The sequence below is a fragment of the Paenibacillus sp. BC26 genome, assembly GCF_900116125.1.
Lineage (GTDB): Bacteria > Bacillota > Bacilli > Paenibacillales > Paenibacillaceae > Paenibacillus_Z > Paenibacillus_Z lignilyticus.
Map to the genome: position 1 here is coordinate 1,997,758 of NZ_FPAD01000001.1, position 26,106 is coordinate 2,023,863.

Consider the following 26,106-nt stretch of genomic DNA (forward strand, 5'->3'; position numbering starts at 1 on the left):
CCTGGACTTCTATTCGGCATAAACGCCGTAATTGTTCTCAAATAAGCGTTTGACCTGATCCGCCATAAATTGCGTGGTATGCGGCATTTGCTCACGGATCCACCACTCCACAACGCCAATGAAAGCAGAGGCGAGGAATTGCGCCTTCAACTCTTTATCGATTGCGGGCAAATGGTCCGGATGTTCCATTTTATCCATTAAATTGACTGTGATAAAGCGAAGCAAGCGGTCGCGGAAGAGGAAGGCCCGCTGATTGGAGAACATCGCCTCGAAGAACGGGAAGTGCTCTCGTAAATAATCAAAAACGGGTTTAGGTTCTTGGACCATTCCTTGGCTGGACACGCCGGTCTCCCGATTCTTACACAATGAAATCAATTCGTTCATATGATCATCGATGCAGTGGTCCAACAGGTCATACTTGTCGCTGTAATGCAGATAGACGGTACCGCGGTTAACGTTGGCCCGCTCCGCGATCTCATTAATGGTGATGAGTTCGAAGTCCTTCTCCGCAAATAGCTCCAGAAACGCCTTGGTTATCGATTGCTTCGATCGGAGAATCCGGCGGTCTGTTTTCACTGCGTTGTTCAATTCAATCCTTGCCTCCTTGAGTTAATCAACAATGGCGTATGAGCTGTTGAATATGAAACAAATGCGCATCAATCAACCATTGAGTTAACGGGGGTACTGTCTATAATAGTAATCAACGGCCGTTAAATATTCAACACATGTTCAATAACGAACCTTATAAAGGAGCAGAGAGCAATGGATAATATACAAAATAAAGTTATCGTTATAACGGGAGCTTCAAGCGGAATAGGTGAGGCTACTGCGAAATCATTGGCCCAAAAAGGCGCAAAGGTCGTATTGGCAGCCAGACGGGAGGAACGTCTCGTCGCCATTGTTAATGACATTAAACAAAGCGGCGGCGAAGCTGTTTCTGTTCGAGCAGACGTTGTGTCTTTCGAAGATATGGAGAATCTAGTCGCCTTTACTTTAAGTCATTACGGCCGAATTGATGTATGGGTGAACAACGCGGGCGTCATGCCAAGTTCCAGACTCAACGAGCTAAGAGTGGCAGAGTGGGATCAAATGATTGATGTGAACATCAAAGGGGTATTGTACGGCATTGCAGCTGTTTTACCTATTATGCGTGAACAACAGGCCGGTCATATTATCAACTTATCTTCTACTTCCGGTTACCAGGTGTCCCCGACATCGGCCGTATATGCGGCAACAAAGTTTGCCGTCAGAGCCATTTCGGAAGGATTGCGACTGGAAGAGTCGGCATCTTCGCGAATTCGGTCGACCGTCATCGCTCCGGGTCTGACCAAGACCGAGTTATTTGACACCATTACCAGTCCGGAAGTGCAGATGATTGCGAATCAAATAAGCGATATGGGAATTTCTCCAACCAGCATTGCCAGAGCAATCGCGTTTGCCATTAACGAACCTGATGACACCTTGATCAGCGAAATTATGGTGCGGCCGACAGCTTTGTAAGTAGAGGATTAGTTGATGAGATCATTGTCGTGGTCTTGAGCTTGGGATCAAGTACTGTCACTTAGCGGTGGCAAGTGCTTGGTCCTTTTTGTCTGATCGTATTGCCACGCCATCTAACTTCTGATAAGATGACCTATGCATATTAAAATGATTTAATAAGTATCGGCTAACTTTATAAACGAGAGGCTTGATCTGCCATGACGAATATGTTTAAGTCACCAAACGAAATAAAAGAACCTTTGATTTATCGCATCCGAGCGGGACTTATCATGATGGGGAGCGCGACGAAAGCGGAGCTCAGTCAGCGATTAGGGATCAGCTTTCCGACCATCAGCAAGTTTCTGGCCCAGATGGAGAGTGACGGCGAGGTCCTCTTCACAGGCAATGATGAATCCGGCGGAGGCCGGCCGGCCAAACGCTATACCTACGATCCGGAATATATGTTGGGGCTCGCTATCTTTATCGAGAAGAACGAGACTAATTATTCCATATTCAATTGCATCGGCGAGATCAAGGAGCAAGGAATACTGCCAAGCGTATTGCAGCAAGATGCATTGCGGCTGGGGGACTTGATCGAGGCGTTGATCGAGAAATATCCTAAGCTTCGCTCCGTCGCAATCGGAGTCCCCGGTGCCGTAGACAATCTTGGGAAAATCATCTTCATCCCGCCTTATCAGCAATTTCTTGACTATGATCTCAAGGAAGAATTCGAATCCCGCTTCCAAATCCCGGTCGTCGTGGAGAACGATATGAATGCATCGGTGCTCGGATATGCGTCTACCTTCGAGATCGAGAACGAATCGCTGGTTTACCTTTATTTCGGTCAATACGGACCGGGCTCAGGCATTATGATCAATGGAGATGTTGTACGAGGCAGCACATTCTTCTCAGGGGAAATTTCTTTCGTTCCTCAATATGATTGCCAAACCTTCGTGCAGGCGCTGAAGCTCGAAGAGAATAACGGCGGGATCGTCCTGGCTGAAGACAAACAAATTGACGCCATTGCCCGCTTGATTGCTACTTTCGCAGCCATCCTGAACCCTCGGGCCGTAGTGTTCTGCAATGATGAGGTAGACGAAGTGTTCCTGGCAAAAGTAGCTGTCCGAAGCTCGTCCTATATCCCGCACAAACATTTGCCAACACTCGTAATAAGCGATCGCAATCAGGATTATCTAGCCGGTTTGCAGCAATTGGCGCTTAATGTGATGATTACGGATTGTTGTTAGAAAGAGGTGACTTATGGCGTCCATTTTTATACTCATTATCTATTTAGCTTTTATTAGCCTCGGCATTCCGGATTCACTGCTAGGATCCGCGTGGCCTGTGATCGGGCCAGATATGGGGGCATCATTCGGCTTCGCGGGGATTTTGTCCATGGTTATAGCCGGAGGAACTATCGTATCGAGTCTGTTCAGCGGAAGTTTGGTTCAGCGAATCGGTACAGGAAAGATTACGTTGATTAGCTGCTGCCTCACGGCCGGTGCACTGCTTGGATTTGCAATGGCGCCTTCGGTGATTTGGCTGGTTATATTAGCCATTCCGCTAGGTCTTGGCGCCGGTGCCATTGATGCGGCTCTCAATCATTATGTAGCCGAGAATTATAAGGCTCATCATATGAGCTGGCTGCACTGTTTCTGGGGTGTGGGAGCCACGATCGGACCTATTATCATGTCCTATTATATTGCTGAACATGACTCCTGGAGAAATGGTTATTCGGCAGTGTCGATCATACAGTTCTCCCTCGCGATCGTATTATTCGCTACGCTCCCCCTATGGAAGCGTGTCGCTGCGATTAGAGCGGCTGAGCTTCGAACAAGTACGACCCAAGAGGATCAAGACAACGCGGCGGCCAAAGGAGATGCGACAGGTTCCAAGGTTAATTTGCTGCAATTGAGAGGCGTAAAACAGACACTTGTTGCTTTCTTGTTCTACTGTGGCGTTGAGGCTACGGTAGGGCTGTGGGGAGCCAGCTACTTGGTTGGGGCTAGGGAGATGACGGCCGAGACTGCTGCGGGCTGGGTTTCTCTCTACTATGGCGGCATCACGTTAGGCAGGCTGATTACCGGTTTTATTACACTTAAAGTCAACAATAAGGTATTAATCCGATGCGGTCAGATCCTGGCGCTTACCGGTGGAGTCTTGCTGCTGCTCCCGGTGTCTCCACTTTACTTGATCGGACTTATTCTGATTGGACTTGGTCTTGCCCCGATCTATCCCGGCTTGCTGCACGAAACGCCAGCGCGGTTCGGAAGCGAGCATTCCGCCAAGCTGATTGGGTATCAGATGGCAGTCGCATATACGGGAACTACGCTTCTTCCGCCGCTATTCGGTCTCATTGCCACTCAAACGAGCATCGAGGCGCTGCCGTTTATCGTACTGGCTTTCCTGGCAGTGATGATGATAAGCGCTGAACGAGTGAATAAGGTGCTGAGCCTTAACTCCAATCATACTAATTAGTGTATTAAGAGCAATATGCGTGTAACAAAGGGGGCGCTTCTCTTGATCGATGGTGCGAACATTGGCAATTTATCTATTCCTTATGCAACGCGGGCATCTTATCCCGTCAGACCCGGAAATGCTCTTCACCCGCTCATTGACGGAGAACCCGCATTCCGTCGTATTTGCGAAGCGATCGAGCAGGCGAAACACAGCGTTTGGGCAACCGTAACGTTCATGTGGGCGACATGCCTGATGCCGGATGGGAGAGGCACGCCGCTTGACGTCCTTAATCGGGCGTCTGAGCGGGGAATCGACGTTCGTATCATCTTCTGGCGACCCGATGCCCGAACGGAACATTTGAAGACAAATGCCTTCTGGGGAGCATCCGAACATGTTGAGAAGTTGAAGGAAGCGGATTCGCGCGTTCTCATCCGTTGGGATCAGGCTGAACCGGGGTTTTGCCAGCATCAGAAAAGTTGGCTCGTGGATGCCGGCACAGAGACGGAGACCTCGTTTCTCGGAGGGATCAATCTAAATCCCAACTCTGTAGTCGCACCGAGCCATCGCGGTGTTGCAGGCCAAAACCATGATGTGTATATCGAGCTTGCCGGACCTTCGGCGGTCGACATCCATCATAACTTCGTGCAGCGCTGGAACGAAGCGAGTGAGCGGAATTTACCGGATGGTCGATGGGGCGAAGGGAGTGCGCATGATCTTCCATTTCCGACTAAAGTGCCTCGCCGAAGAGGAGAATCGCTCGTTCAAATCCAACGGACGATTCATAGCGGTCGATATGCAAACGGACATGCGGCGCCTCAAGGCGTCGACTATTCGATAGAAGAAGGCGAACGCTCCAATTTCGATCAATATTGCTCGGCAATTGGAGCTGCCCGCAGCTCGGTCTATATGGAGAATCAGGTTGTTGCCGTGCCGGAGATTATTGAATGCTTGCATCAGGCACTGCAGCGCGGCGTGGAGATTGTAGTCGTCGTTCCGGCGGAAGACGATAAGATCCCGGAACATTTGTCTCATCTGGCTGCATTCAACCATTTCACATTAGCAGGCATCGCCGGATTAGGTGACGACGGTAACCGCAACCCGGTCTGGGTTCACTCCAAACTTATGCTGGTCGACGGAGAATGGGGCACTGTCGGCTCCTGCAACCTGCATCATTATTCGCTGTTCGGCAATTGCGAAATGAATGCGGCTTTCTGGGACACCAAGGCGACTCGCATGCTGCTGGATGAATTGCTTCTCGAACATCTTGATCAAGATGTATCCGGGATGGACGATCGAGCTGCTTTGCAGCTATTCGGTGCAATTGCCAGAAGCAATCGACGACGCTATGACATCGGCGATTGTAACTGGCAAGGTCTCGCGTTCCAGCTCTAACGGTTGCGACAGTGGTTATTTGGCATAAATAGACCCTTTTTATAGGCTAACGGTTGCCAGCGAGCTTATTTGAACGTTTCCTCTAGGAATCGACCAAATTGCTGCAAATTACGTCTGTCACAACCGTTAGCCAATCAAAAAGGCATATGTTCATCAAATAGCCACGCTGACAACCGTTAACGTTTTGTTCATGAAGTTTAGCTAATATAGACAGCGGATTCGTAGAGATCCGCTGTCTTTTTGCGTGAATAGGCAGCTTAAATCCAGCTTCTTTTTGCTTCATCTCGCGAATAGATTGAAGTATCTGAAATGGGAGGACAACTGACTATGATCATCACTGCAGTAAAAACGAAGCTAGTATCCGTACCTTTCCATACCCCCATTCGAGTTTCGACTTTTGTCATTACGAAAAGAACGGCAATCATAGTTGAAATTGAAACCGATGAAGGGATTACCGGCATGGGTTATTTGCCTATCCTGGGTCAAGGCGGCGAAACAATCAAAACTTGCATGGATCGAGACATTGCCGATTTGCTGATCGGCGAGAACCCGCTATATCGGAATAAGATTTGGGAGAAGCTCTGGTGGGCACTCAACATGATCGGACGCAAGGGCGTTGTGCTTTACGGGATTTCCGCGGTGGATATCGCCCTATGGGATTTGGCCGGTAAACGGCAGCATACCTCGATTCATAGCATGCTCGGCCCTTACACGGATCAAGTGAAAGCCTACGGCAGTGCGGGATTCATGTCCTTATCTGAGGAAGAACTCGTGAAGGAAGCTGAAGGTTACGTTTCTCGCGGGTTTAAAGCCTTCAAGATGAAAGCCGGATTCCCGGATTTGAAAATCGATCTCAAACGAGTGGAAGCCGTTAGAAAATCGCTGGGTTCGGATATCGACATTATGGTCGATGTAAACCAGGGGCTGGATGTGGCTACGGCCATTCGATTCGGTAGAGAGCTGGAAAAGCTCGGCGTTTACTGGTTCGAAGAACCCGTCCCCGCGGACGATATCATTGGACACGCGGAGGTAGCCAAGGCACTGGATATTCGGATCACGACGGGCGAGACCGAGTATTCGCGATACGGATTTCGCGAGCTGATCAATAGAAAAGCCGGAGATATATTGATGATCAACCTAAGAGCAGGTGGGATAACGGAATCCGTTCGCATCGCCAATTTGGCAAGTGCCAATCGTCTCCCAGTTACGCCGCATCTGGCATGGGAGCTTCAAATTCAGATCTTTGCCGCTATTCCCAACGGTGTTTACATCGAGTACATGAATTGGTATGACGATTTGTTCGAAGATGTCCCGCTGATCAAGGATGGTATGGTTCACGTTTGGGATCGCCCGGGACATGGGTTAAAGTTTCGTGATGAGATTTTACAGAAATATGCCGTCTTGTGATTGGGGGCTCTTATGTACATAGAGGTGTCAGCAATTATATATGCCATTTTAATCGGAGCCGTCATTCTCTTTCAATTTGCCCTTGCTGCAGGCCTGCCTTGGGGCAGTATTGCAATGGGAGGAAAGTTCCCTGGGAAATTGCCGCCTGCTTTGCGTATCGCTGCTTTATTTCAGATTGTCCTTCTCGCGTTTCTGGCTGCAATTGTTTTGAGTAAATCAGGCTTAATACTTGCTAATTGGCATTCGTTTGTAGAGTCGGGGATTTGGATCGTAGTGATTTTCTCGATGATTGCCGCAGTATTAAACCTAATTACGAGGAGCAAGTGGGAAAGAAGAATTTGGGCTCCGGTATCTGTGCTGATGCTTGTAACGAGTGTGTTCGTGGCTATTGGATCATAGGAAAGCGGGTGAACAATGACCGTTAACCTGGAAATTGCCACAATGGTTTCGGCCATCATGTGGCCGATCGTGACATTGGTCATTCTGTTGATTTTCCGTAAGCATTTGCCTGATCTGATAAAGGGCATGTTCAAGAATGTGAAGAAGATTGATTTTGCCGGCATCTCGATTGAACGCTTCGAAGCGGAATCCTATACGCCTACGTGGTCTGTGAATCAATTAGATTTGAGCGATCACTTGGCAGAGGATATGGGGACGTACACCAGCTCTGTGAATAGCATGTCCGATCAGTTGTTCTCGAAAGGCAATTCGGATTATACGATCATCAACCTTGGGGATGGGCGCAAATGGCTGACATCGCGTCTATACATCATGGCCATCATTTTTGCTCGGCAAAAAGGGATTCGTTCAATCGTATTCGTGGAATCCAATCAAGCGAATCAACAGCGATTTGCCGGCTGGACTACACCTGCCTCCATACGTTGGGCACTCGCTAAGAAATATCCTTGGCTTGAAGAAGCCTACGCCGACGCTTACGCTGCCGTTGTAAGAGAGTCTGATGAATCCGTGTCTTCGAATGTAGGGGAGTTAGGAAGCGGGGAACCGTTCGTCTTGCTTCTTCGTAAGTTTCTGCAGCTCATTCAGAAAGCCGGGAAGAACGCGGGGCTGAAATCGAATACAGAGTGGGTAGATATCAAATCCCTGCAAAACACCTTCGAGCATGCTCACTGGATCGACGGCGTAATGATTGAGGAGCTCCTGGGTGATGATCTGCATGTGAGCCTGCTCCAATCCAATAATGTGAAGAAATTGAAGCTCGACAACGCTAATTTCCAGACTATCCTGGAATCGCCGGGGGAGTACATCGCCATTACCTCCACTAGCGGGCGATTTCAAGGATTGCTCAATCGGACTAAGCTGCTTGAGCAGGCCGTGCAGCAGTTCATCCAGCATACAAACTGAGGAATAACAGACATTTTTGCAGCCGGTAATAGGGATCGGCTGTTTTTTGTTGGAGTCATGGAAGAATGAATTGGTCGAAATGGCAGGATTGTCTAATCGCCTGATGAATACTTAAGGTATGGTCGCGATGTTGGCAATAATTTCTAGTCACCTTCACGATCAAATCGTAACAAGAAGCCGCCGAGTCGGCACTGGAGGATCCTATGAACATTTCAGGTATTTTATCGGATTGGAAAGTGGAACGAATCGAATTCGCCAAGTTAACGGGAGAACGAGCCAGAAGCGCGGGGGCCAATGGAAGAATCGGCATTCATGGCAAAACATGCTCCGTGGATATCGCAAGGATTACAATCGATGGACAAACAGGTTATGGCAGTTCCATTCATATTACACCGGAATGGGCTGAAGCCATCATAGGTCGCCGATTAGCGGACTTATTCGACGATCGGGGCAGACTGAGGGAAGAATATCGTTTGCAATTGGAATTTCCTATTCTGGATTGGCTGGGGCGGCGAGTTGGAAAACCCGTGTATGACTTGGTAGCGGGGGCACACTTCGAGAGGGGAGTTCCGCTGATTGTCCCTTGTTACGATACCTCGCTATACTTCGACGATTTGCATTTGTCCGATGAGAAATCCGCAGTTGCATTGATGCAAGACCAAGCGCAACAAGGATTTGACAAAGGTCATCGTCATTTCAAAATAAAAGTCGGCCGAGGCGGACGCCATATGCCGCTCTGGGAAGGAACGAAGCGCGATATCGCGATCGTGCAAGGCATCTCGGAAGTTGCAGGTCCGACGGGTAAAATCATGATCGATGCGAATAACGCCTATAATTTGAACTTGACCAAAGAGGTCTTGGCAGCGTTGACGGATGTGAATCTATATTGGTTGGAAGAAGCGTTTCATGAAGATGACGCCTTGTATGCGGATCTAAAGGACTGGCTCTTGAAACGCGGACAACATGTCCTTATTGCGGATGGGGAAGGACTGGCCTCGCCTCATCTTGTTGACTGGGCAATTCGCGGCAGAGTCGATGTACTGCAATACGATATTATCTGGCCAGGCTTCACGCATTGGATGGAATTAGGCGAGAAGTTGGATGCGCATGATTTGCGGTCTGCGCCGCATTGTTACGGCAATGCCTACGGTATTTATGTTTCGGGTCATTTATCGGCTGCCGTGCGTAATTTTGAATTTGTGGAATACGACGACATTGCCATTGAAGGAATGGACGTATCCGGGTATCGTATCGAAAACGGAGAGTTCCACATTCCTGCCACTTCGGGCTTTGGAATTGACTTCGACGACGAACTGGTGTCCAATCTTGTTAAGCGTTCCGGTTGGTCCAAGTAATCCGCGCTGAACAGAAGGAGTAACCACACATGAAACGTAGAATCATCTTAGATTTAGCCGTTACTTTAGATGGATTTATAGAAGGGAAAAATGGGGAAGTTGATTGGTGCATTATGGATCCTGAGATGGGGTTTACCGATTTCCTAACTCAAATCGATACAATCTTGTATGGCAGAAAAAGCTATGATTTATGGGGACAATACACGCCTCCAATGGAATCGGGCGAGACTGAAAAAGAAATGTGGGAGCTCGTTCACGGCAAAGTGAAATATGTGTTTTCTAAGACACTTACCGGTACAGATAACAATGCCACCTATATAAACAGCAATATTCTTGAAGAAGTCAACCATCTAAAGAACCAGCCCGGTAAAGACATCTGGCTTTATGGCGGGGCTAATCTCATTACGACATTTATCCATTTAAGTCTGGTTGATGAATTCAGATTATCGGTTCACCCTGTTTTGCTGGGAGAAGGAACTCCGATGTTTAATGAGAGTAAACAAAGGTTGAATCTAAAGTTGAAGCATACGAGGTCGTTCTCTTCCGGAGTTGTACAATTGATCTATCAGTTGGCGGAGTAGGCAGCTGTACCCGAAGCAATTGACCCCCTCCAAACACCCAATCCAATGCACCATAAGGGACATAACATACAAAGTACGTTAAACCCCAGGAGGTGCAGTTCATTGTCCGGTGTAGGTGGAGCTTTTACTAGTGCGGGAGTTATTTTGGTACTCTTTATCTTGTTAGTTATTGTATTCTGTGGTTGTATGGGAAGCGGCTTAGGTGGATATGGTGGCGGTCCTTCGTACCCAGTTGTTGGAGGAGTAAACAAAGGGTATTAATAGATAGTTGCATATCGTTGAAAAAGGCGTCCAAGTCACTAACGGTGACTGTAGGACGCCTTTTTTGCTCTCTCCACTATCGGCCATTGCCGAGTTAAGAGAGGCCAGTCCGACACTTCGCATAAAAAAACTCGACTCGCATCTGCGGGTCTTTTTTAGTTTTAACAAGGTATCTTCCCATTTAGGACATATGTCCTTTTCAGAATCGGCCGCACGGCGTTAAATAAGGAGAGCATGTGTTGGTTGAGGAGGAAGGTAAGGAATGAAAGGGATCATATTGGCTGTATTAGGCGGCGTATTTATAACCTTGCAAAGTACGGCCAATGCGGCAATCGGGGATTTGATTGGATCCTGGCAGGCTGCAGCTCTAACGCAAGGTACAGGGTTTGCTGCGGCCATGCTCATCATATGGATAACAGGAGACCGATCGTGGAGGAATCTGAACCAAGTGAAGCTGCATTATCGTCTCGGCGGAGCACTTGCGGCTTTTATTATTTTCAGCTCGATTACGGCCTTTCACCACAATGGCGCTGCCGTCACCGTCTCGGCGATGTTAATATCTCAAATCTTAGCGACGCTCGGAATGGAGAAAGCCGGTTGGTTCGGAGATCGCGTGCTGCGTCTGCGAGCGCCGCAATGGATCGGCATTATGCTCATGATAACAGGCATCTTATGTTTATCCTTCTAAGCGGCTAGACTGGCGAATAGGAAGGTGGTGCGGGAATGAAGGAAATGGATGCTAATCAAATCGAAACTTACCTCGCGCAATATGCGCTCGACCAGGTTTTCCCGAATGCGCTGAGGCAGCATTTGGTGTTGTACCGATTCGATGCGGATGAGGCCCTTTGTAAACAAGGCGAGGTACCGGAGCAGATTTTCTTTCTCATGCATGGAAAAGTAAAGGTCTATACCACGTCAACGGAAGGCAATACTCTGCTGCTTGGCTTTACTACGCCTCTCGATGTACTTGGAGAAATTGAATGTTTGAGCGGCAAGAACATTCTCAATACCGTAACGGCCGTCACGACGGTGGATGCAATCGGCTTCCATAAACGATGGCTTCCGCTTTACCGGGAAGAAGTTCCGTTCCTGCAGTTCATGCTGAAAATGATCTCGGAGAAATTTTATAGCAAATCAGAAGCACTGAGCTTTAATTTGTTGTATCCGGTTGAAATCCGCCTTGCCAGTTACTTGCTCTCGGTGACGACCCCGTTAAACGCAAAAGTCAGTACAGCGAATTTAAAAGATATGGCGAACCTAATCGGCACCAGTTATCGGCATTTGAATCGGGTCATTCTGAATTTCTGCCGTTTACAGCTGCTGGAACGGAGTCGCGGCAAACTTGTGATTAAGGACCGACCGGGACTGGAAGCGGCTGCCGGACGGAATATATACGAGAATGGCGATCGGAGGGGAACATAGTGTTTATTGGCATTTTATTAGCTCTACTGGCAGGCATGCTGGTCAGCGTGCAAACGTTGTTCAATAACAAAGTGAGTGCATCCGTTCACTCGCATACCACTACGGCACTGGTGCTGGGGATGGGATTTATCGCATCGGCAGGCATGGGGTTGGCGGTTGAAGGCGCGGAATTTCTGCACTGGCAGGTAATGCCGATCTGGTTCTGGTTCAGCGGATTAATTGGAATCGGCGTTGTCACCAGCGTAGTTAAGAGCGTTAACTTAATCGGCCCCAGTGCAGCGACAGCGATTGTTATGGCATCCCAGATGGTATGCGCGGTATGGTGGGATTCAGCGGGATGGTTCGGTTTAGAGCAAGTACCTTTCAGCTGGCAAAAAGCAATTGGCATTACTGCGCTGATCGCAGGCCTCTTAGTATTCAAATACAAGCCAAAAGCTAAATCTGCGGTGTTTGATAACGCGAACGGGTATCCGGTAGTTCAAAATACATGATCCTATAGCCCATTCTTTGGTGGTTTTTTCCATGCATCGTTTCTCTTCCTTTTAGAGATAGTGTTAATTAGGAGGAAGAAGACATGCTGAAAGGGAAAGGAACTTATCGATTGCTCCTGCTTGGTATCGCCTTATTTGTGTTGATTTGCGACCCCAAGCAGGCCATTGCACGCACAGGGAGAGAACAAGCTTCTGTCCAGCTGGTCGTCAAAGCATCGCCGCATGCAGCGCTGGTATCTACGATGTTAATTGATACTAAGAAATGGGTCGACGCGGTTACAGATGGCATAACGCAGCAAACCGCTTATGTCCCCGTAACGGATACATATTTAATGATCGATAATAAAAGCTACAGCATCGACCAGTCCTACGCGTTGTACGATGAGGAGAATTCGAGGACGATTCAGCTTCGAGGAGATAGGAAACAAACGCTTAAAGATTATATTACGAAACTGAAATCGAAGCATTACGGTCAATTGCTGGCCTGGCCTGAAGCTAAACAAATCATCACGATGAAATCGGTATTTACCGTTATCGATTTGGAAACCGGCCGAAATTTCGAGGTACAGCGTAGAGCCGGAAGTACGCATGCAGACGTCCAGCCGTTGACGAAACATGACACGGAAATCATGAAACAGATTTACCAAGGGAAATGGAGCTGGAGAAGAAGAGCCATTCTGGTTGTGAAAGACGACCAAGAGATCGCCGCTTCCATGCACGGCATGCCGCATGGGGGAGACGGAATTCCGGACAACGACTTTAACGGGCATTTCTGCATTCATTTTCTGGGGAGCAGCACGCACAAGACCGGGACCGTTGATCCGGATCACCAGACAATGGTGCACAAGGCGGCCGGCAGGCTTCAACAATATGTGCAGCAGACTTCGCCCAGCGACGTTGTGGAGTTGTTCTTTATCGCAATCAATCAGCGTGATCCAGAAATTATGACGACGTTATTCCCGCATCGCAACCATGAGCAGTTGGAAAGCTTGAAGCAGATGGCGGCCGGCATTATTGCCATCCGCAGAGAGTCCGATTACGCGGCAATCGATACATCCGATTTGCTCGCGATCGATTTACCGGTCCGAGCGGTCATTTACCGGGATGGATTTCGTAAGACCGAGAATAAGTTCGTCTTTCAACTGCGTAGAAGCACCGTATGGCAAGGTTGGAAAATCGATTATGTGGAGAACGCCTTATGAAGTGGCTCTTGATGACCAGTCTATTGTGGATGATCCAACAAGGTGGAAGCACCGAGCATCTATCCGTGTCGCTTCGGGGGCAGACGCCCGTCGTCATTTACCGCGATGATTTTGCATCGCCCGGTTTTACAATGGTGGATTTGGACAAACTGGACCAACTTATTAAGACGTTGGATAGGCAGAGCTACGAAGCTCCTCGTAACGCAATCATTAATGATCGAGGAGGCATTACTCCGGAACAGAACGGGTATCGGCTGGATCAGAAGCTGTTTACCGAGAAGTTTTATGGGTTCTTCTATGGCACAGGCACAGTCGCATTCGATGCACCGCTTGCCCCCGTCTATCCGCGGGTTGACCGCGAACTGTTGGCGAACATTAAGGAAAAGCCAATCGGCCAATATGCGACCTATTACAACAGCCGCAACAAAAACCGTTCGCATAACATCGGATTGGCGGCCAAAGCGATTAACAATACGGTCATTTTCCCTGGGGAGACATTCTCGTTCAACAAAATTGTCGGCAGGCGTACAAGAGAAAAGGGGTACCTCGAAGCCCCGATCATTGTTAGAGGTGAATTATCCGAAGGAATCGGCGGGGGGATTTGCCAGGTTTCCTCTACGCTGTTTAATGCAACGGACCGTGCCGGACTGCACATCGTCCAGCGTTATTCACACAGCCGAAACGTACCTTATGTGAGGCCGGGGCGCGATGCGACGGTAAGCTGGGACGGTCCTGATTTTACTTTCCAGAATCGCTATAACCAGCCGATCCTTATCCGTGCTCATGCAGTCCCGGGTAAATTGTTTGTGGCCATCTATTCCTCCGACGTCATCGAATACAAACCGCGCAGCGTGCCCGGTATGTCATTTGGACAGCTGCCGGAGGAAATCTCCGCATCTGCGGAAGAGAAGGAAAGAATCGATCCGTTCATAGATTGGAATCGATAAGGTAAGCAAAAAACCGGACTACTCCATGAGGGTAGTCCGGTTTTCTGTTAAGGGGCAATGTAGAAGCCCAAGACAGTCAGGTGTTCTTATTGCTTAATCTGCGTAACAGCTTCTCTGCTGGGCCGGCGTAGTTTGCGCGCTGCATGAATATAGCCATTAGAATGGAAATGAACCATGTCAGCCAAGCGACAATGTCGCTGCCGAGTTGATCGGCGCTAGCACCAAGTCCTCCAATTCTCTCGCTAAATACGATATAGAAGACGATGGACTGGAATAGATAAAAACTTAACGATCGCTGACCAAGTGCTGCAATCGCCATAGTCAGTTTGCTAACAATTATTCCCCTCGGATACACACTGATTAATCCAATCAGAGCTGCCCAACCAAGTCCTCCGGCATATCCGGTTATGTTATGAATGGAACCTGCAATGGCTTTTGCTTAATGTGAGGGGGAATCCCAAACCAATGAAGACATTAGCGACAGCGGGATGCCGCCGATAGTCGACAATGCAATACCGACAGCTGCTGTCCACATAAGTATGCTGCGGTGCTGCTCCGGTTGATCCAACAGCTTCTTCCGTCCTGCCCAGATGCCAAACGCCATAGCCGGTATAACTTGATGCAGTAGAATCACACTGAAGAATGCCCAGGTAAATGCTCTGGTTATCATAATTTCCACGATGCCCGCCGAAGAAGCTAATCCAGTAGAGGTGTGAGCTTGCTCCCAGCTGTATTCACCGCGAATGATTTCAGAACCCAGAAGTGCAGCAAGCAAAAGGGTTGTTGCGGCAATCTAGATCAACTTCTTGTCCGATAAACGGAGGAACCAGACGAAGAGAATAGTAGCCATGCCATACAGCCCGATCGTGAAGTCTAAAAGCGATATGGCATGTACAAAACCAAATAGAAGCAGCCACCAGCCCCGCCTTCGGAGCAGTTTACGAATAAAGAGCCAATCAAGTGATTAGCACTAGCTTCATCCGCAACTTTTATTGGAAAATTCCGTCATATAGTTGTAAGAAATTAGAAGATCATGGGAGTGTGGTTGCGCTGAAGAAATGGTTCTTACATACGCTTGGCTTCGTGATACTGGGGAGTTTTCTGCTAATGAATACGCACGCGGATGCTGCTACTGCATTCAGTCCGACATCGACTGCCGTTTACGTCAACGGACAGTATCAGAATCATACGATTACGGTAAACGGACGAACACTTGTAAAATTAAGAGCGCTAACTGATCCTGCCTGGCTTGTATTCGCTTATGATTCGAAGACGCACACCGTGATGTTTCACACCAAAGACAACAGCAAGATTGTCTACCTCCGCGAAGGGGAGAAGACCGTTACCGTTAATGGCAAAAAAGTACTTATTGATGCTCCGGTCGTCAATAAGGATGGACTGACTTATGTGCCACTGAGGTTCATCAGCGAGACGCTTGGTGCTAATGTCAAATTTAGCGATAAAGATAAGCAAGTCATTGTCCGGACACCAACCGGCCAGGCCGAATATGAGCAACTGATGCATGGGAATTTGACTGAGGCGCGCCAACTTGCACTTCAGGCTGCAAGAATCCTAGGGGAAGCACCGCAATGTCATGATGGCGAAATGTACAATTATAACAGTTACACGTTTCCCGAAGGAGAAGCGCTGCAATTTACGATGAGTTTCTCAGGATACTGCGACCAGTATTATGAAATTAATGACGACGGTCTAGCCATTCTGAAATGGCAGAATGATGCGGTGTCCATTCGTGAATGGGGGGAGAAACCGTCCTTTAAAGGCATGGTCTATTTCATGAATGAATATATGAGTGGCGTGTTTACCTACGGCAAAGTGGATGCCGAAGGCAATGATACGATGTTAGGAAGATTCTATCGGGATCAATCGGATAATGCCGTGTTTCCCATTGAAAATGAGAAACGAACGGATGCGAAATAGCAAGGGTACTCTGACAACCATATTCCACTCACGTTCTCGCTGCAGGCTACCAAGGGATAATGAAGAGGTGAATAAATGAGGAAGTTCTTAACAATATTATAAGTTGAAAGTAAGAACGAATTCAGGAGGGTAAGCAAATCAATAACCAACATTCAATGGGCCTGCTGGACAAAAAGGTTGTGCTTATCACCGGCACCGGAGGCGGCATGGGTCGCGTCGCCTCATTGGTTTTTGCGCGAGAAGGCGCCAAAGTGGTCGGATGCGATATCCAGACAGAAGCCAATAACGAGACGGTCGAGATGGTACGCCGGGCCGGCGGCGAGATGACGGGTATCGCCCCGATCAATCTCACTGACCCGGAACAAGTGAAGCAGCTCGTAGAAGGTACCGTGGCTGCTTATGGCGGGCTCGACGTGGTATACAACAATGCGGCCATGCAGCGTTTCGGCCCTATGCCGGATTTCTCGATCGAAGACTGGCGGACGACCGTAACCGGCGAGCTTGACATCCCCTTCTTCGTATCCAAATTCGCATGGCCGTACTTAGTGCAGCGGGGTGGCGGCGTCATCATTAACGTTGGGTCCGTGGCCGGCATGATCGCGGGTGAAACTCCTCCGATGGTGGCGCATTGCGCAGCGAAAGCCGGCGTCATCGGATTGACACGGCAGCTTGCGCTTGAAGGCGCGAAGCATGGAATCCGAGCAGTAACCATTAGCTCCGGGCCGGTCTTGACCCCAGCCAGCGACCGCGATCTTGGTGACAACCAAGCAGCTCGCGACGCGATTACGAGCAAAACGCTCCTGAAGCGCTTCGGTCAACCCGAGGAGATCGTGGAACTCGCGGCATTCCTCGCGTCCGACCGGGCGGCATACATTACGGGCGCCAATTACGCAGTCGACGGCGGCGCGTCCGCTTGGTAATAAGTTAACTGTGAACTAGAATTCGAAACAAGGGCTACCAGTCGGTAGCTCTTTTTCATTTCCACAGGATGATCACCCTGAATATCTCAGTTGTTGTAATATTAAGAAAACGGTCATGGGGAAGGAGAGTTAAAATGAAGCCTCAATTGACGCCTACGTCTATCATGACGGCCGTCGTACGAGATGTAGGCGATTTATCCTGGTGGGAGCCTGTGGCAGAAGGAGAGGAGTCACAAGCATTCGCGATTAGATATGGTGGCGGTGAATACATTCTTCGGGTGAATCGTTCTGCCGAAGGCTTTCGCAAAGATGAGTATTGTTACCGTCATTTCGCATCAGCGGACCTGCCGATCCCGGAAATCATCACCATCGGCGAACTCGATGACGCATACGCTTACTGCATCTCCCGGCGAGTGCCAGGTGTTACTTTGCAAGACATGAATAGCTCTGACATGTTATCAGCGGCGGTGCCCGTCATGAAAGCACTGGAAGCTATGTCGAGCGCGAAGATGGAAGGTACCGATGGATATGGTCCATTCAATGAGAACGGCATGGGCCGATTCGGGAAATGGCGTGACTTCATCAGAAGCATTACAGAATCGAGCAGCTACGATTGGGACGCAGTGAAGCCCTGCCTTAATGTTCGCCAGATCGAGTCCTACATGCAAGTCATAGAAGCTTTTGCGCCGCATTGCCCCGAGGTTCGACAGCTGGTCCATGGTGATTTCGGCTCAAACAATGTGCTTACGAAAGGCGGCCGTATTACCGGGGTCATTGATTGGAGCGAAGCCATGATCGGCGATCCGCTCTACGATATTGCCAACATTTTCTTCTGGCGTACATGGCTCGAGTGTATGGAAGTGCAAGCACAGTATATTCAGGAACAGCATCAGGAAGTTATGCAGCAATACGAAGTTCTGCGTTGCTATCAGCTCCGCATTGGACTTGATGTCATCTATTCCAGTGCCAGGGATCGAGACGAAGAGGTTCTCGCGTGGGCGATGGAACGATGTGACCAAGTTGTAAGCATGCGTTAAATCAGCGTTCTTCAATACTTCGGCCTGTAGCACAAAGTCTCTGCTTTATGAACAAAACTTTAACGGTTGCCAGCGTGGCTATTTCATGAAAATATGCCTTTTTAAAAGTCTAACGGTTGTGACAGACGTTAATTGCAGCAAAAGGGGCGATTCCGAGTGGAAACCGTTCAAATAAGCTCTCTGGCAACCGTTAGCATATAAAATGGGTCTAATTATGTTATTTAACCCCTATAGCAACCGTTAGAGCTGGCATACGCCAAAGCACGGATCATAGCGGAAGAAGAAGCTGCCAAGTCAATTGGCAGCTTCTTCTTCGTATATCAAGACGCAGTATCATAGACGCAAACTATCAAAATGATAGATGAGACCGCATTGATCTATGAAGCAGCCTCACGGTATAGTGGGTTCAAAGTGATTCATAACCGATGTGACTATGCGGAATAGTAAGTAAGAATATGGAGAAAGAAGGCCGATCCCATGGAGTTAAGACAATTGGAATACTTTATCCGTACATGCGAGGAATTACATTTTACCAAAGCTTCCGTCAAGCTGGGCATCACCCAGCCTTCCTTAAGCCATCAAATTAAAGCGCTTGAAGACGAGATAGGCGTTCCGTTATTCGACCGAATCGGCAAGAAAATTGCGATTACCGATGCTGGAATGATTTTGTATAAGCAGAGCAAGCTGGTATTTGGCAACTTAGCCAACGCGAAGGAACAAATTCAAGAGCTGCAGCAAATTGAGCGAGGCACATTATCCATTGGAGCGCTCCCGGGTGAGCTAAATCAACTGGTGTCGAACTTATTGCTTGATTTTCATCGCGAATATCCGAAAGTCCGACTCAAAATCTTCGGAGTCGAAGATGTCGTAAACCGCGTCTTGTCCAACGAACTGGATTTGGCCATTACCATTCTGCCGGTCGAGGATGAACGGGTGCATGCGATTCCCCTGTACAGCGAGAAATTTTATTTTGTTGCAACAGCGGAGCATCCTTATGCAGGCCGTACAGCCATTGATTTTGACGAAATTCTCAATGTGCCGATCGTGATGTTCCCGGAAACCCACCGATGCCGCCAGTTAGTCGATATGACATGCAATATTGCTGGTTTGAAACTGAATCCCTTAATCGAAACGACGACCATTGAATCATTATTCGGACTTGTTCGGTCAGGGGCCGGAGGTACGGTTTTATCGAAAACGCTGCTCGAAATGTACAACTATGATGATTTACTCCATATTCCGGTACAGAAGCCAACCTTATGCAGAGAAGTCGGGATTGTGTATCTCCGGGATAAATACATGGGAAAAGCTGCGCGCGGATTTATCGATCTGTTGACCGAGCATATCAAGCAACTAAAGCAAGACAAGCTGATGGAGGCCTGTGACAGTGAAGAATAATCATAGATATTAACTATCATTATCATAGAAACAACGATATTGATCTATCATTTTGATTCTCATACAATGAGGCAACAGGATAGTTAGTCAACATCAAACAAAGGAAGTGATGATCACTCATGCACGCCATGACTGACGTACCGCAACAAAAAGGCATCGGTTCTGTTCAATTTTTACCTGTTAGTTTATTTGCGTCAGTTATGGGCATTTCAGGTCTGTCATTGGCTTGGAGACAAGCAAGCAAGCTATTCGGCAGTTCTCCGGTAATTGCGGATTGCATTGGCATTCTTGCAGTTCTGATATTTGTAGCTTTAAGCGCAGGTTATCTCTCGAAATGGCTCTTATACCCGAATAAGGTCAAAGCTGAATTCGTGCATCCGATAACCGGGAATTTTTTCGGAACGATCACGATAGCTCTGTTACTGCTCTCTTCCGTTATTGGCTTCTATAGTCAAGCAGCGGGGCAAGTTATTTGGATCGTTGGCACGATTTTGACCTTAGCGCTCTGTTTTCTCATTGTTACACGCTTATTAAATGGGAATCAAGAGCCGGGTCACGTAGTTCCGCCATGGTTGATTCCCGGGGTAGGAACAATTGATATCGCGGTTGCCGGCGGGACGATGCCCTTCCCATGGGCGCATGAAATTAATCTGTTGTCGCTTGCGATCGGCGGAATTGTAGCATTACTATTTCTGACATTGATCTTATCCAGATTGATTCATCATGCTCCACTGCCGGCAGGACTGGTGCCTTCCATGATTATTATGATCGCGCCGTTTGAAGTCGGTTTTCTTGGGTATACGAAATTCCAACAGAAGATTGATCCGTTTGCCTCTATTTTGTTTTACTTTGGCCTGTTCTTATTCATTGTCTTATTCTTCAAAGTGTTTAGAAAGTCCAACCCGTTCAGCGCGTCGTGGTGGGCGGTTAGTTTCCCGATTGCTGCACTGAGCAATGCTGCGTTGGAATACGCAATATTCGTTCACTCCTGGCTGTTAATAGGCATTTCTGCGATTGTTTTGGCGTTTCTGAGCATTGTGTTGTTCGTTTTCTTAATTCGAACCATGAATCTGTTATTTAGTGGGAACCTGCTCAAAGGGTAGTCCCATTAGGAGAAAGGACGGATGTCGATGCTGTGGACTACACTTCAATTTGACGCCGATTTTGATAACGCGATGTTCTTCGGTCAATATGTGATGGTCGTAATCGATAAGAAAACCACAGGCGGGGGATTATTAGAAGGGTACGACGAGAATAACGTCTGGATAAATGGCAAGCCGCATTCTCGAACACGAGCAGCGTTCATTCAGATGCCTCCTCCTGAAATGCAAATGGATCTGGCTGACGGGTCTTAACGGATCGGCGATAACCTGATACCGGAGAGGAGAATAGAGATGTCTTGGAATTTACTGAAATCCAAAGAATTTGTGTCCGCATATGCATTAGTAATTCTTATGCTGGTTGGGTCTGTATGGCTTAAAGAAAGGGATATTCTCTTCCCGGAAATTGCGGGGATGGCCATGGGGGTCATGGTTTTTGCGGTGCCGCACTGGATTAAGAAGCCCATCCACTTGTGGCTTGCTCCAACATTAGGTGCCTTTATAGGTACTTCGATGAATAATCTGCCGTTATCGCCAATGGTGAAAATCTGGTTAGGCCTTATTGTAATCGTCATACTCATGCACCTATTTCGAGTTCATTTCGGACCCACTATTCCTGCTGCATTGCTGCCGATCTTTCTAGGTCTTACCGATTACAGGTTTGCGATATCAACGGCAGTCTTCACAATTGTCGTGATGTTAGCTGCATATAGAAAGAGAAAGCCGGAAAATCCGGCTGCCGGTCCGGTGAAGTTTCGAAAGAAGACGGATACGTTACTCATAACGCTGTTATTAGCCTTATGGATTGGCTTGGCATTTGCGACAAACCTTGAAGTTTTGGTCGTTCCGCCTGTATTCGCTCTTATATTCGAGCAGTTTCATGCGAAGGATTTTACCTGGAAAATGATACCGCAACGACTGGCGGTTTTAACGATCACGGCTGTGCTTGCCGTAGGCGTATATCACTTGCTCGAGGGCTCAATCATTTGGGTCGGGGTCATCAATGTGCTTATCACCTTCATGCTTTGTAAATGGTTCAAAGTGGCTGTACCCGTTGCGTTTGGCGTATCCTTAATGCCATTAATTGTTCCGGCATGGGGGTCTTGGGGATTCCCGATTGGCGTCTTAGTTACAACGGGCGTGTTGATGGGTGTTTCTGCGGCGTATCGACAGTACAGAAGAAGAACGGACTAGGGGTATCAAGCGATGAACGACTCCATTGTACGTAAAATAACAAACAGCCCCAGAAGGAAATCATTGTATCATTTCACGAGAATCCGAAATTTGCCATCGATCGCGCATCTGGATGCTTTGTACTCTTCTAACGGAGCAGATTCAAGCTTATCTGATGGACGGAGGATAACGAGAAGAGAAATAGAATTTCACGGGCATACTTTTACAGCCAATGCTCATCTTCGAATATCAGAACTTATGATGGATCCGCATACAACGCTGCATCAATTTTATCATTACCTGGATCAGCATGTATTCCTTTGGCCAACGCAAAGAGATTGTCTGAAAATGCTGGAGATGTACGCGAGAAGAGAACCGGATGAGGCTTTTGCCGTTTTTCAATTGGATGCCTATTCACTCATTCATGACTTTTACGACACTGTGAAGGTATCGAAGTACGATTCGGGGAGCTCGCCACGCTATCCAAACCGTTGCTCTTATAGGAAAAGTTTGCGGATGTTTCTTCCTGTCGACAAATTCGAGATCATACGGGAAAGCGATATTCCTACCAAACCTTCTGAAATCCGCGAGGTTCTCGTAGAAGATAAGGTCACAAACTTGTCTCGATATCTACAGGCTATATTTTGTAAAGACGTATCGGATATTACGGGCAGCTGGGCGAAGTATGCTCACTCGTTTATCGATTTTACGAATTGTGTCAAGTTAGATCGTTAAGCGAGTAGATTAGCGAAAACAATCATGCTATTGTCTTCATAGTAGGAGTTACTAGTGTGAAGGTGGTGGCTGTTGACGATGAAAGAAGCTGAAAGCCAAATGCCGGCGGAAGCCGTCCATACGCGGACAACAACGGTTAGAGGAATCACCATAATACCGGCAAACGAAGCGTCGTGGGAAGACTTGGAGCTTGTACTTGGCCCTGTCAAATGTCACTCTGTACGCTGCTATTGTCAACGGTTCAAGATTCCTTCGTCCCAGTGGAGCCTTGTAGATGACGATGAACGTGCATATCTGCTCCGCATCCAGACCGACTGCGAGAAGCCGGAATCGGGGACAACAAGCGGGCTCGTCGCCTATATCGACCAGCAGCCGGTAGGGTGGTGTGCGATTGAACCGCGAACCGCCTATCCGAATCTGATGAACAGCCGAATGCCTTGGACGGGTCGAGAGGAAGATAAGGACGACGATGGCGTTTGGGCGATTACTTGCTTCATTGTTCGTACAGGCTACCGCAAACGCGGAATCACCTACGAGCTGACGCGTGCAGCCGTAGAGTACGCGAAGCAGAGAGGCGCTCGTGCCATAGAGGGGTACGGGATGATCACCACACCCGGAAAAGAAATTACATGGGGCGAGCTCCATGTCGGCAGTCGCAATGTCTTCGAAGCAGCCGGTTTCCGTGAGCTGACCAGGCCAAGTAAGCGCCGTGTCGTGATGCGTCTCGACTTCTAAATAAACAACGATTATCGTGAATTTCAGCTATGCCGATCGTATTTTCGAAGAACACCCTCCATTTGGACGGGTGTTCTTTTTGTCTTGGATTGGCAATCAAACATTTCAAGATTTACTAGTGAAATGACTCAATCTTTCTTCCTCTTACCTGTATACCCTAGTAAGGATGGAAATTAGAAGTTTCCATGGAGTAGGAGGATGGAGGAGCGATGAAAATTATCGTAAACGTTAGAGAGATTAAAGAATTTTTTGACGGTCTTGCTCGTCTGCTGCTGCCTCATGCAGCACAGCCGGCCGCGGCGGAATCCGGTATGCTCGATATCTCAGCGCTCGTAGCAGAAATTCGCCAAGCGATTCGAGAGGAAATAGCTTCTGCCCTACTTGAAGAGCAGCGCGATGTCGGCGCCTCTAGCTTGAACAAGCTGGGGAGAGTGTTTGAGCCATACACGGGCAAATCAGCCGAACTGTTAACTCCAGCTGGTACTGTCGAAGGGACAATTACGAAAGTGGATGGCGATTTTCTGGTCGTACGAGAGCATGGGGGGACAAGTGTCATGGTTCCTTTGGAACAGCTGGTCACCTTTCAACTAATAGGAAGGCAGGTGGAACGATGATTATTGAAGAGCTGCAATCACTCGTGAACAAGGAAGTGCAAATCGCCAGCGCCTTGGAGACGATCAGCGGGACGCTTGTGTCGGTAGATGCCGTATCGGTGACGCTCCGCACTTCGGAGCTGTTCGGATATGAGAGCGGCAGCTATGCCATTATTCAGCTGCGCTTTATTTCTTATATTCGGCTGTTATAACCACTTGGAGATTAAGGGAGGAGAGGCAAGTGTCTTTTCAACGTGTGCCGGGACTCGTCAGCATCGTCACCACCGTCTACAACAAAGTTCCGTACCTGACGGAGTGCTTGACGAGCCTGCTAAATCAGACCTATTCGAATTGGGAGCTCATTATTATCGATGATGCATCCACCGACGGGTCTTATGAATTTGTAATGAATTGGCTTAACAATAACGAGCCTTTATTACGGGAAGGCAAGGGAATATGTACGCTGCGGCTTCCGCGCAATATAGGTTACGCCGGTGCCGTGACGGCAGGGATGTATCTGGCCAAAGGGGAGTTTATCGCCATCCAGGATGCAGATGATCTATCCCATCCGGAGCGTCTTGCGAAGCAAGTCCGATATATGAAAAATAACCCGCAAATCGACTTGCTGGGTACGAATTACGAGGTGTTCGAGGATGGGCAGCCGGAGCGCCGCATGCCTGTATTTTGGCTGAAATACGGCGAGCAAATCGGGAAGGTCTATGCGAAAGGCGGTCATTGCATCTGCCACGGAACAGCCCTGCTGCGAGGAAAGGTGTTCGATGAAATCGGCGGACATACAAGGCGCATTGAAGGCGCCGAGGATTATGAGTTCATAGCGAAAGTGATAAAGCCCGGAGCCAAGAACGTGGAAAATATGCGCGAGGTGCTGTATTACTACCGAAAGCATCAATTGCAGCGTTCACGCAATTATTTTGGCAAATCGCAGCATTCGGAGCATGGCAATGAGACCTAATCGTCGGATTCGCCTGCTTATGGTGATGGACAGCCTGGCTGTCGGCGGCACGGAAACGTACGTGCTTAGCCTGGTGAAGGCTTTTCCGTCGCTTGGCGTCATGCCTGTATATGCGGGCGGAACCGGCGTAATGTATGAAACCTTTGTGCGTGCAGGGTGCCCGATCCATCGCGTGGAGCTGAAGGCGGAGCAGTTGATGGAACCGGAGCAGCAGGAACAGGCAGAGAATGCACTCACGCAAATTATGCGCAGCCGTAAAATTGATTTGGTGCACATTCATCAAACCCCTTCCGGCCTATATGCAGCGCAAGCGGCAAGGAAACTGGGCATCCCGGTCGTGTTTACGGTGCATGGCGCGTATTACCCCCCGGACCAGCTTCAGTTGATGAAAGCAGCCGGATGCACCTTCGTTTGCGTTAGTCTTCCGGTACAGGCTTATCTGGAACGGCAGGGCATATCGTCACAGCTAATCGCGAACGGAATTGATTTTGACCAGTACCGACCCGAATCTTCAGCCGCATTGCGCGCAAGTCTTCGTATTCCGGAAGGCGAGAAAGTAGTGGTTTACGCATCTCGTCTGGCATGGGACAAGGCAACGGTATGCGGCATGCTCGTGCGTGCCGCACGTACGCTTCGCTTAAACGAAGCTATGCCCCTGCATGTCATCATTGCAGGTTCAGGTAATCAAGCAGGTGCAATTGCGGAACTGGCTGAGATGGTAAACGTCGAATGCAACACCTCTTTCGTCCAACTGGTGGGCAGTCAAATGCAAATGCGCGATTACTACAATCTTGGCGATCTTGTCGTCGGAACCGGACGCGTTGCCCTGGAGGCTATGGCTTGCGGCAAGCCTGTGCTGGCTATTGGCAATCATGGCTATTTTGGCTTCGTTGAGGAAACTGTGTTTGCCGAGGCTTGGCATTATTATTTTGGCGATCATGATTCCAAGGAACGTCCCTCGGAACAACGAATCGGAGAAGCGATCCGTGAATTGCTCGTTTCCGCTGACAAGCTGGAGAAGATGGGCCGACAAGGGCAGGCATGGGCGAGGGCTAATTTTCAAATCCGCGATAAGGCTTTTCAGATGAGACAGCTGTACAATTCCTTGCTTCGGTGACTTGATAGGGATGGAGTGAATGAAACGT

30 protein-coding genes are annotated in these 26,106 nt (G+C 48.5%); 27 read left to right on the forward strand and 3 right to left on the reverse strand.

What is annotated here, in order from left to right:
* Positions 1-9: 9 nt before the first annotated feature.
* The gene (locus BM412_RS08535) at positions 10-588 is read right to left on the reverse strand and encodes a TetR/AcrR family transcriptional regulator (protein WP_256256196.1); all 579 of its coding nucleotides are present in this window, start codon (positions 586-588) and stop codon (positions 10-12) included.
* Between the two features lie 174 nt (positions 589-762).
* On the opposite strand from BM412_RS08535, the gene BM412_RS08540 reads away from it, so the two are divergent.
* The 14 genes from BM412_RS08540 (at position 763) to BM412_RS08605 (ending at position 14,359) form a co-directional block, all read left to right on the forward strand.
* The gene (locus tag BM412_RS08540; protein WP_091216317.1) at positions 763-1,500 is read left to right on the forward strand and encodes an SDR family oxidoreductase; all 738 of its coding nucleotides are present in this window, start codon (positions 763-765) and stop codon (positions 1,498-1,500) included.
* A gap of 197 nt (positions 1,501-1,697) precedes the next feature.
* Complete coding sequence (locus BM412_RS08545; RefSeq protein WP_091216320.1) at positions 1,698-2,726, forward strand: ROK family transcriptional regulator; 1,029 nt, start codon at positions 1,698-1,700, stop codon at positions 2,724-2,726.
* Between the two features lie 13 nt (positions 2,727-2,739).
* A complete protein-coding gene (locus BM412_RS08550; RefSeq protein ID WP_091216322.1) occupies positions 2,740-3,957 on the forward strand; it encodes an MFS transporter in 1,218 nt (405 codons plus the stop codon).
* Positions 3,958-3,972: 15 nt separating this feature from the next.
* Complete coding sequence (locus tag BM412_RS08555) at positions 3,973-5,331, forward strand: phospholipase D-like domain-containing protein (protein ID WP_091216325.1); 1,359 nt, start codon at positions 3,973-3,975, stop codon at positions 5,329-5,331.
* A 327-nt stretch (positions 5,332-5,658) separates the two neighbouring features.
* Positions 5,659-6,738, forward strand: coding sequence for a mandelate racemase/muconate lactonizing enzyme family protein (locus BM412_RS08560; protein ID WP_177245719.1), 1,080 nt, complete (start codon positions 5,659-5,661; stop codon positions 6,736-6,738).
* Positions 6,739-6,750: 12 nt separating this feature from the next.
* The gene (locus BM412_RS08565; protein ID WP_091216330.1) at positions 6,751-7,137 is read left to right on the forward strand and encodes a hypothetical protein; all 387 of its coding nucleotides are present in this window, start codon (positions 6,751-6,753) and stop codon (positions 7,135-7,137) included.
* Positions 7,138-7,152: 15 nt separating this feature from the next.
* A complete protein-coding gene (locus BM412_RS08570) occupies positions 7,153-8,100 on the forward strand; it encodes a hypothetical protein (RefSeq protein WP_091216332.1) in 948 nt (315 codons plus the stop codon).
* A gap of 203 nt (positions 8,101-8,303) precedes the next feature.
* On the forward strand, positions 8,304-9,455 hold the full coding sequence (locus BM412_RS08575; protein ID WP_091216334.1) for an enolase C-terminal domain-like protein: 1,152 nt from the start codon (positions 8,304-8,306) through the stop codon (positions 9,453-9,455).
* A gap of 29 nt (positions 9,456-9,484) precedes the next feature.
* A complete protein-coding gene (locus tag BM412_RS08580) occupies positions 9,485-10,036 on the forward strand; it encodes a dihydrofolate reductase family protein (protein WP_091216337.1) in 552 nt (183 codons plus the stop codon).
* A 523-nt stretch (positions 10,037-10,559) separates the two neighbouring features.
* Positions 10,560-10,985 (forward strand): DMT family transporter, encoded by a 426-nt coding sequence (locus tag BM412_RS08585; protein WP_091216338.1) that lies wholly within the window; start codon positions 10,560-10,562, stop codon positions 10,983-10,985.
* 35 nt (positions 10,986-11,020) lie between these two features.
* A complete protein-coding gene (locus tag BM412_RS08590; protein ID WP_091216341.1) occupies positions 11,021-11,719 on the forward strand; it encodes a Crp/Fnr family transcriptional regulator in 699 nt (232 codons plus the stop codon).
* Entirely contained in the window at positions 11,719-12,210 is a 492-nt protein-coding gene (locus BM412_RS08595) for a DMT family transporter (RefSeq protein ID WP_091216344.1), read from the forward strand. Before BM412_RS08590 ends, BM412_RS08595 begins: the two co-directional genes overlap by 1 nt.
* 83 nt (positions 12,211-12,293) lie before the next feature.
* The gene (locus BM412_RS08600; protein ID WP_091216346.1) at positions 12,294-13,412 is read left to right on the forward strand and encodes a hypothetical protein; all 1,119 of its coding nucleotides are present in this window, start codon (positions 12,294-12,296) and stop codon (positions 13,410-13,412) included.
* The gene (locus tag BM412_RS08605) at positions 13,409-14,359 is read left to right on the forward strand and encodes a VanW family protein (RefSeq protein ID WP_091216349.1); all 951 of its coding nucleotides are present in this window, start codon (positions 13,409-13,411) and stop codon (positions 14,357-14,359) included. The genes BM412_RS08600 and BM412_RS08605 overlap by 4 nt, the downstream gene beginning before the upstream one ends.
* 76 nt (positions 14,360-14,435) lie before the next feature.
* Here the strand turns inward: BM412_RS08605 and BM412_RS32475 are convergent, their stop codons facing one another.
* Both BM412_RS32475 and BM412_RS32480 read right to left on the reverse strand, forming a co-directional pair.
* Entirely contained in the window at positions 14,436-14,789 is a 354-nt protein-coding gene (locus tag BM412_RS32475) for a DUF418 domain-containing protein (RefSeq protein ID WP_371264806.1), read from the reverse strand.
* Positions 14,790-14,798: 9 nt separating this feature from the next.
* Positions 14,799-15,134, reverse strand: coding sequence for a hypothetical protein (locus BM412_RS32480; RefSeq protein WP_256256197.1), 336 nt, complete (start codon positions 15,132-15,134; stop codon positions 14,799-14,801).
* A gap of 332 nt (positions 15,135-15,466) precedes the next feature.
* Between BM412_RS32480 and BM412_RS08615 the strand changes: the two genes are divergently transcribed.
* From BM412_RS08615 to BM412_RS08675, 13 genes are all read left to right on the forward strand, one after another.
* The gene (locus tag BM412_RS08615; RefSeq protein WP_091220292.1) at positions 15,467-16,297 is read left to right on the forward strand and encodes a copper amine oxidase N-terminal domain-containing protein; all 831 of its coding nucleotides are present in this window, start codon (positions 15,467-15,469) and stop codon (positions 16,295-16,297) included.
* 155 nt (positions 16,298-16,452) lie between these two features.
* Entirely contained in the window at positions 16,453-17,217 is a 765-nt protein-coding gene (locus tag BM412_RS08620) for an SDR family NAD(P)-dependent oxidoreductase (protein WP_091216352.1), read from the forward strand.
* Positions 17,218-17,351: 134 nt separating this feature from the next.
* The gene (locus tag BM412_RS08625) at positions 17,352-18,254 is read left to right on the forward strand and encodes an aminoglycoside phosphotransferase family protein (RefSeq protein ID WP_177245720.1); all 903 of its coding nucleotides are present in this window, start codon (positions 17,352-17,354) and stop codon (positions 18,252-18,254) included.
* 477 nt (positions 18,255-18,731) lie between these two features.
* Positions 18,732-19,652, forward strand: a complete 921-nt coding sequence (locus tag BM412_RS08630) for a LysR family transcriptional regulator (protein ID WP_091216357.1) — start codon at positions 18,732-18,734, stop codon at positions 19,650-19,652.
* Positions 19,653-19,780: 128 nt separating this feature from the next.
* Positions 19,781-20,755 (forward strand): SLAC1 anion channel family protein, encoded by a 975-nt coding sequence (locus BM412_RS08635; protein ID WP_256256198.1) that lies wholly within the window; start codon positions 19,781-19,783, stop codon positions 20,753-20,755.
* A gap of 21 nt (positions 20,756-20,776) precedes the next feature.
* Positions 20,777-21,007, forward strand: coding sequence for a hypothetical protein (locus BM412_RS08640; protein WP_091216363.1), 231 nt, complete (start codon positions 20,777-20,779; stop codon positions 21,005-21,007).
* A 39-nt stretch (positions 21,008-21,046) separates the two neighbouring features.
* Entirely contained in the window at positions 21,047-21,946 is a 900-nt protein-coding gene (locus BM412_RS08645) for a hypothetical protein (RefSeq protein WP_091216365.1), read from the forward strand.
* 12 nt (positions 21,947-21,958) lie between these two features.
* Positions 21,959-22,660, forward strand: coding sequence for a DUF7002 family protein (locus tag BM412_RS32855; protein ID WP_371264739.1), 702 nt, complete (start codon positions 21,959-21,961; stop codon positions 22,658-22,660).
* A 78-nt stretch (positions 22,661-22,738) separates the two neighbouring features.
* Positions 22,739-23,395: a GNAT family N-acetyltransferase gene (locus tag BM412_RS08655; protein ID WP_218163131.1), complete on the forward strand. Its 657-nt coding sequence runs from the start codon at positions 22,739-22,741 to the stop codon at positions 23,393-23,395.
* Between the two features lie 209 nt (positions 23,396-23,604).
* Complete coding sequence (locus tag BM412_RS08660; RefSeq protein ID WP_091216369.1) at positions 23,605-24,009, forward strand: hypothetical protein; 405 nt, start codon at positions 23,605-23,607, stop codon at positions 24,007-24,009.
* Positions 24,006-24,200: a hypothetical protein gene (locus BM412_RS08665; RefSeq protein WP_256256199.1), complete on the forward strand. Its 195-nt coding sequence runs from the start codon at positions 24,006-24,008 to the stop codon at positions 24,198-24,200. Before BM412_RS08660 ends, BM412_RS08665 begins: the two co-directional genes overlap by 4 nt.
* 29 nt (positions 24,201-24,229) lie before the next feature.
* On the forward strand, positions 24,230-24,961 hold the full coding sequence (locus BM412_RS08670; protein ID WP_091216373.1) for a glycosyltransferase family 2 protein: 732 nt from the start codon (positions 24,230-24,232) through the stop codon (positions 24,959-24,961).
* Positions 24,951-26,078 carry a glycosyltransferase gene (locus tag BM412_RS08675; protein WP_091216376.1) on the forward strand — a complete coding sequence of 376 codons (1,128 nt, stop codon included), beginning with the start codon at positions 24,951-24,953 and terminating at the stop codon, positions 26,076-26,078. The genes BM412_RS08670 and BM412_RS08675 overlap by 11 nt, the downstream gene beginning before the upstream one ends.
* Positions 26,079-26,106 lie beyond the last annotated feature (28 nt).

Bases quoted from the DNA above. Each gene is read 5' to 3' on its own strand.
- BM412_RS08540 (WP_091216317.1), top strand. From the start codon at position 763: ATGGATAATATACAAAATAAAGTTATCGTTATAACGGGAGCTTCAAGC.
- BM412_RS08545 (WP_091216320.1), top strand. From the start codon at position 1,698: ATGACGAATATGTTTAAGTCACCAAACGAAATAAAAGAACCTTTGATT.
- BM412_RS08550 (WP_091216322.1), top strand. From the start codon at position 2,740: ATGGCGTCCATTTTTATACTCATTATCTATTTAGCTTTTATTAGCCTC.
- BM412_RS08555 (WP_091216325.1), top strand. From the start codon at position 3,973: ATGCGTGTAACAAAGGGGGCGCTTCTCTTGATCGATGGTGCGAACATT.
- BM412_RS08560 (WP_177245719.1), top strand. From the start codon at position 5,659: ATGATCATCACTGCAGTAAAAACGAAGCTAGTATCCGTACCTTTCCAT.
- BM412_RS08565 (WP_091216330.1), top strand. From the start codon at position 6,751: ATGTACATAGAGGTGTCAGCAATTATATATGCCATTTTAATCGGAGCC.
- BM412_RS08570 (WP_091216332.1), top strand. From the start codon at position 7,153: ATGACCGTTAACCTGGAAATTGCCACAATGGTTTCGGCCATCATGTGG.
- BM412_RS08575 (WP_091216334.1), top strand. From the start codon at position 8,304: ATGAACATTTCAGGTATTTTATCGGATTGGAAAGTGGAACGAATCGAA.
- BM412_RS08580 (WP_091216337.1), top strand. From the start codon at position 9,485: ATGAAACGTAGAATCATCTTAGATTTAGCCGTTACTTTAGATGGATTT.
- BM412_RS08585 (WP_091216338.1), top strand. From the start codon at position 10,560: ATGAAAGGGATCATATTGGCTGTATTAGGCGGCGTATTTATAACCTTG.
- BM412_RS08590 (WP_091216341.1), top strand. From the start codon at position 11,021: ATGAAGGAAATGGATGCTAATCAAATCGAAACTTACCTCGCGCAATAT.
- BM412_RS08600 (WP_091216346.1), top strand. From the start codon at position 12,294: ATGCTGAAAGGGAAAGGAACTTATCGATTGCTCCTGCTTGGTATCGCC.
- BM412_RS08605 (WP_091216349.1), top strand. From the start codon at position 13,409: ATGAAGTGGCTCTTGATGACCAGTCTATTGTGGATGATCCAACAAGGT.
- BM412_RS08615 (WP_091220292.1), top strand. From the start codon at position 15,467: ATGAATACGCACGCGGATGCTGCTACTGCATTCAGTCCGACATCGACT.
- BM412_RS08620 (WP_091216352.1), top strand. From the start codon at position 16,453: ATGGGCCTGCTGGACAAAAAGGTTGTGCTTATCACCGGCACCGGAGGC.
- BM412_RS08625 (WP_177245720.1), top strand. From the start codon at position 17,352: ATGAAGCCTCAATTGACGCCTACGTCTATCATGACGGCCGTCGTACGA.
- BM412_RS08630 (WP_091216357.1), top strand. From the start codon at position 18,732: ATGGAGTTAAGACAATTGGAATACTTTATCCGTACATGCGAGGAATTA.
- BM412_RS08635 (WP_256256198.1), top strand. From the start codon at position 19,781: ATGACTGACGTACCGCAACAAAAAGGCATCGGTTCTGTTCAATTTTTA.
- BM412_RS08640 (WP_091216363.1), top strand. From the start codon at position 20,777: ATGTCGATGCTGTGGACTACACTTCAATTTGACGCCGATTTTGATAAC.
- BM412_RS08645 (WP_091216365.1), top strand. From the start codon at position 21,047: ATGTCTTGGAATTTACTGAAATCCAAAGAATTTGTGTCCGCATATGCA.
- BM412_RS32855 (WP_371264739.1), top strand. From the start codon at position 21,959: ATGAACGACTCCATTGTACGTAAAATAACAAACAGCCCCAGAAGGAAA.
- BM412_RS08655 (WP_218163131.1), top strand. From the start codon at position 22,739: ATGAAAGAAGCTGAAAGCCAAATGCCGGCGGAAGCCGTCCATACGCGG.
- BM412_RS08660 (WP_091216369.1), top strand. From the start codon at position 23,605: ATGAAAATTATCGTAAACGTTAGAGAGATTAAAGAATTTTTTGACGGT.
- BM412_RS08665 (WP_256256199.1), top strand. From the start codon at position 24,006: ATGATTATTGAAGAGCTGCAATCACTCGTGAACAAGGAAGTGCAAATC.
- BM412_RS08675 (WP_091216376.1), top strand. From the start codon at position 24,951: ATGAGACCTAATCGTCGGATTCGCCTGCTTATGGTGATGGACAGCCTG.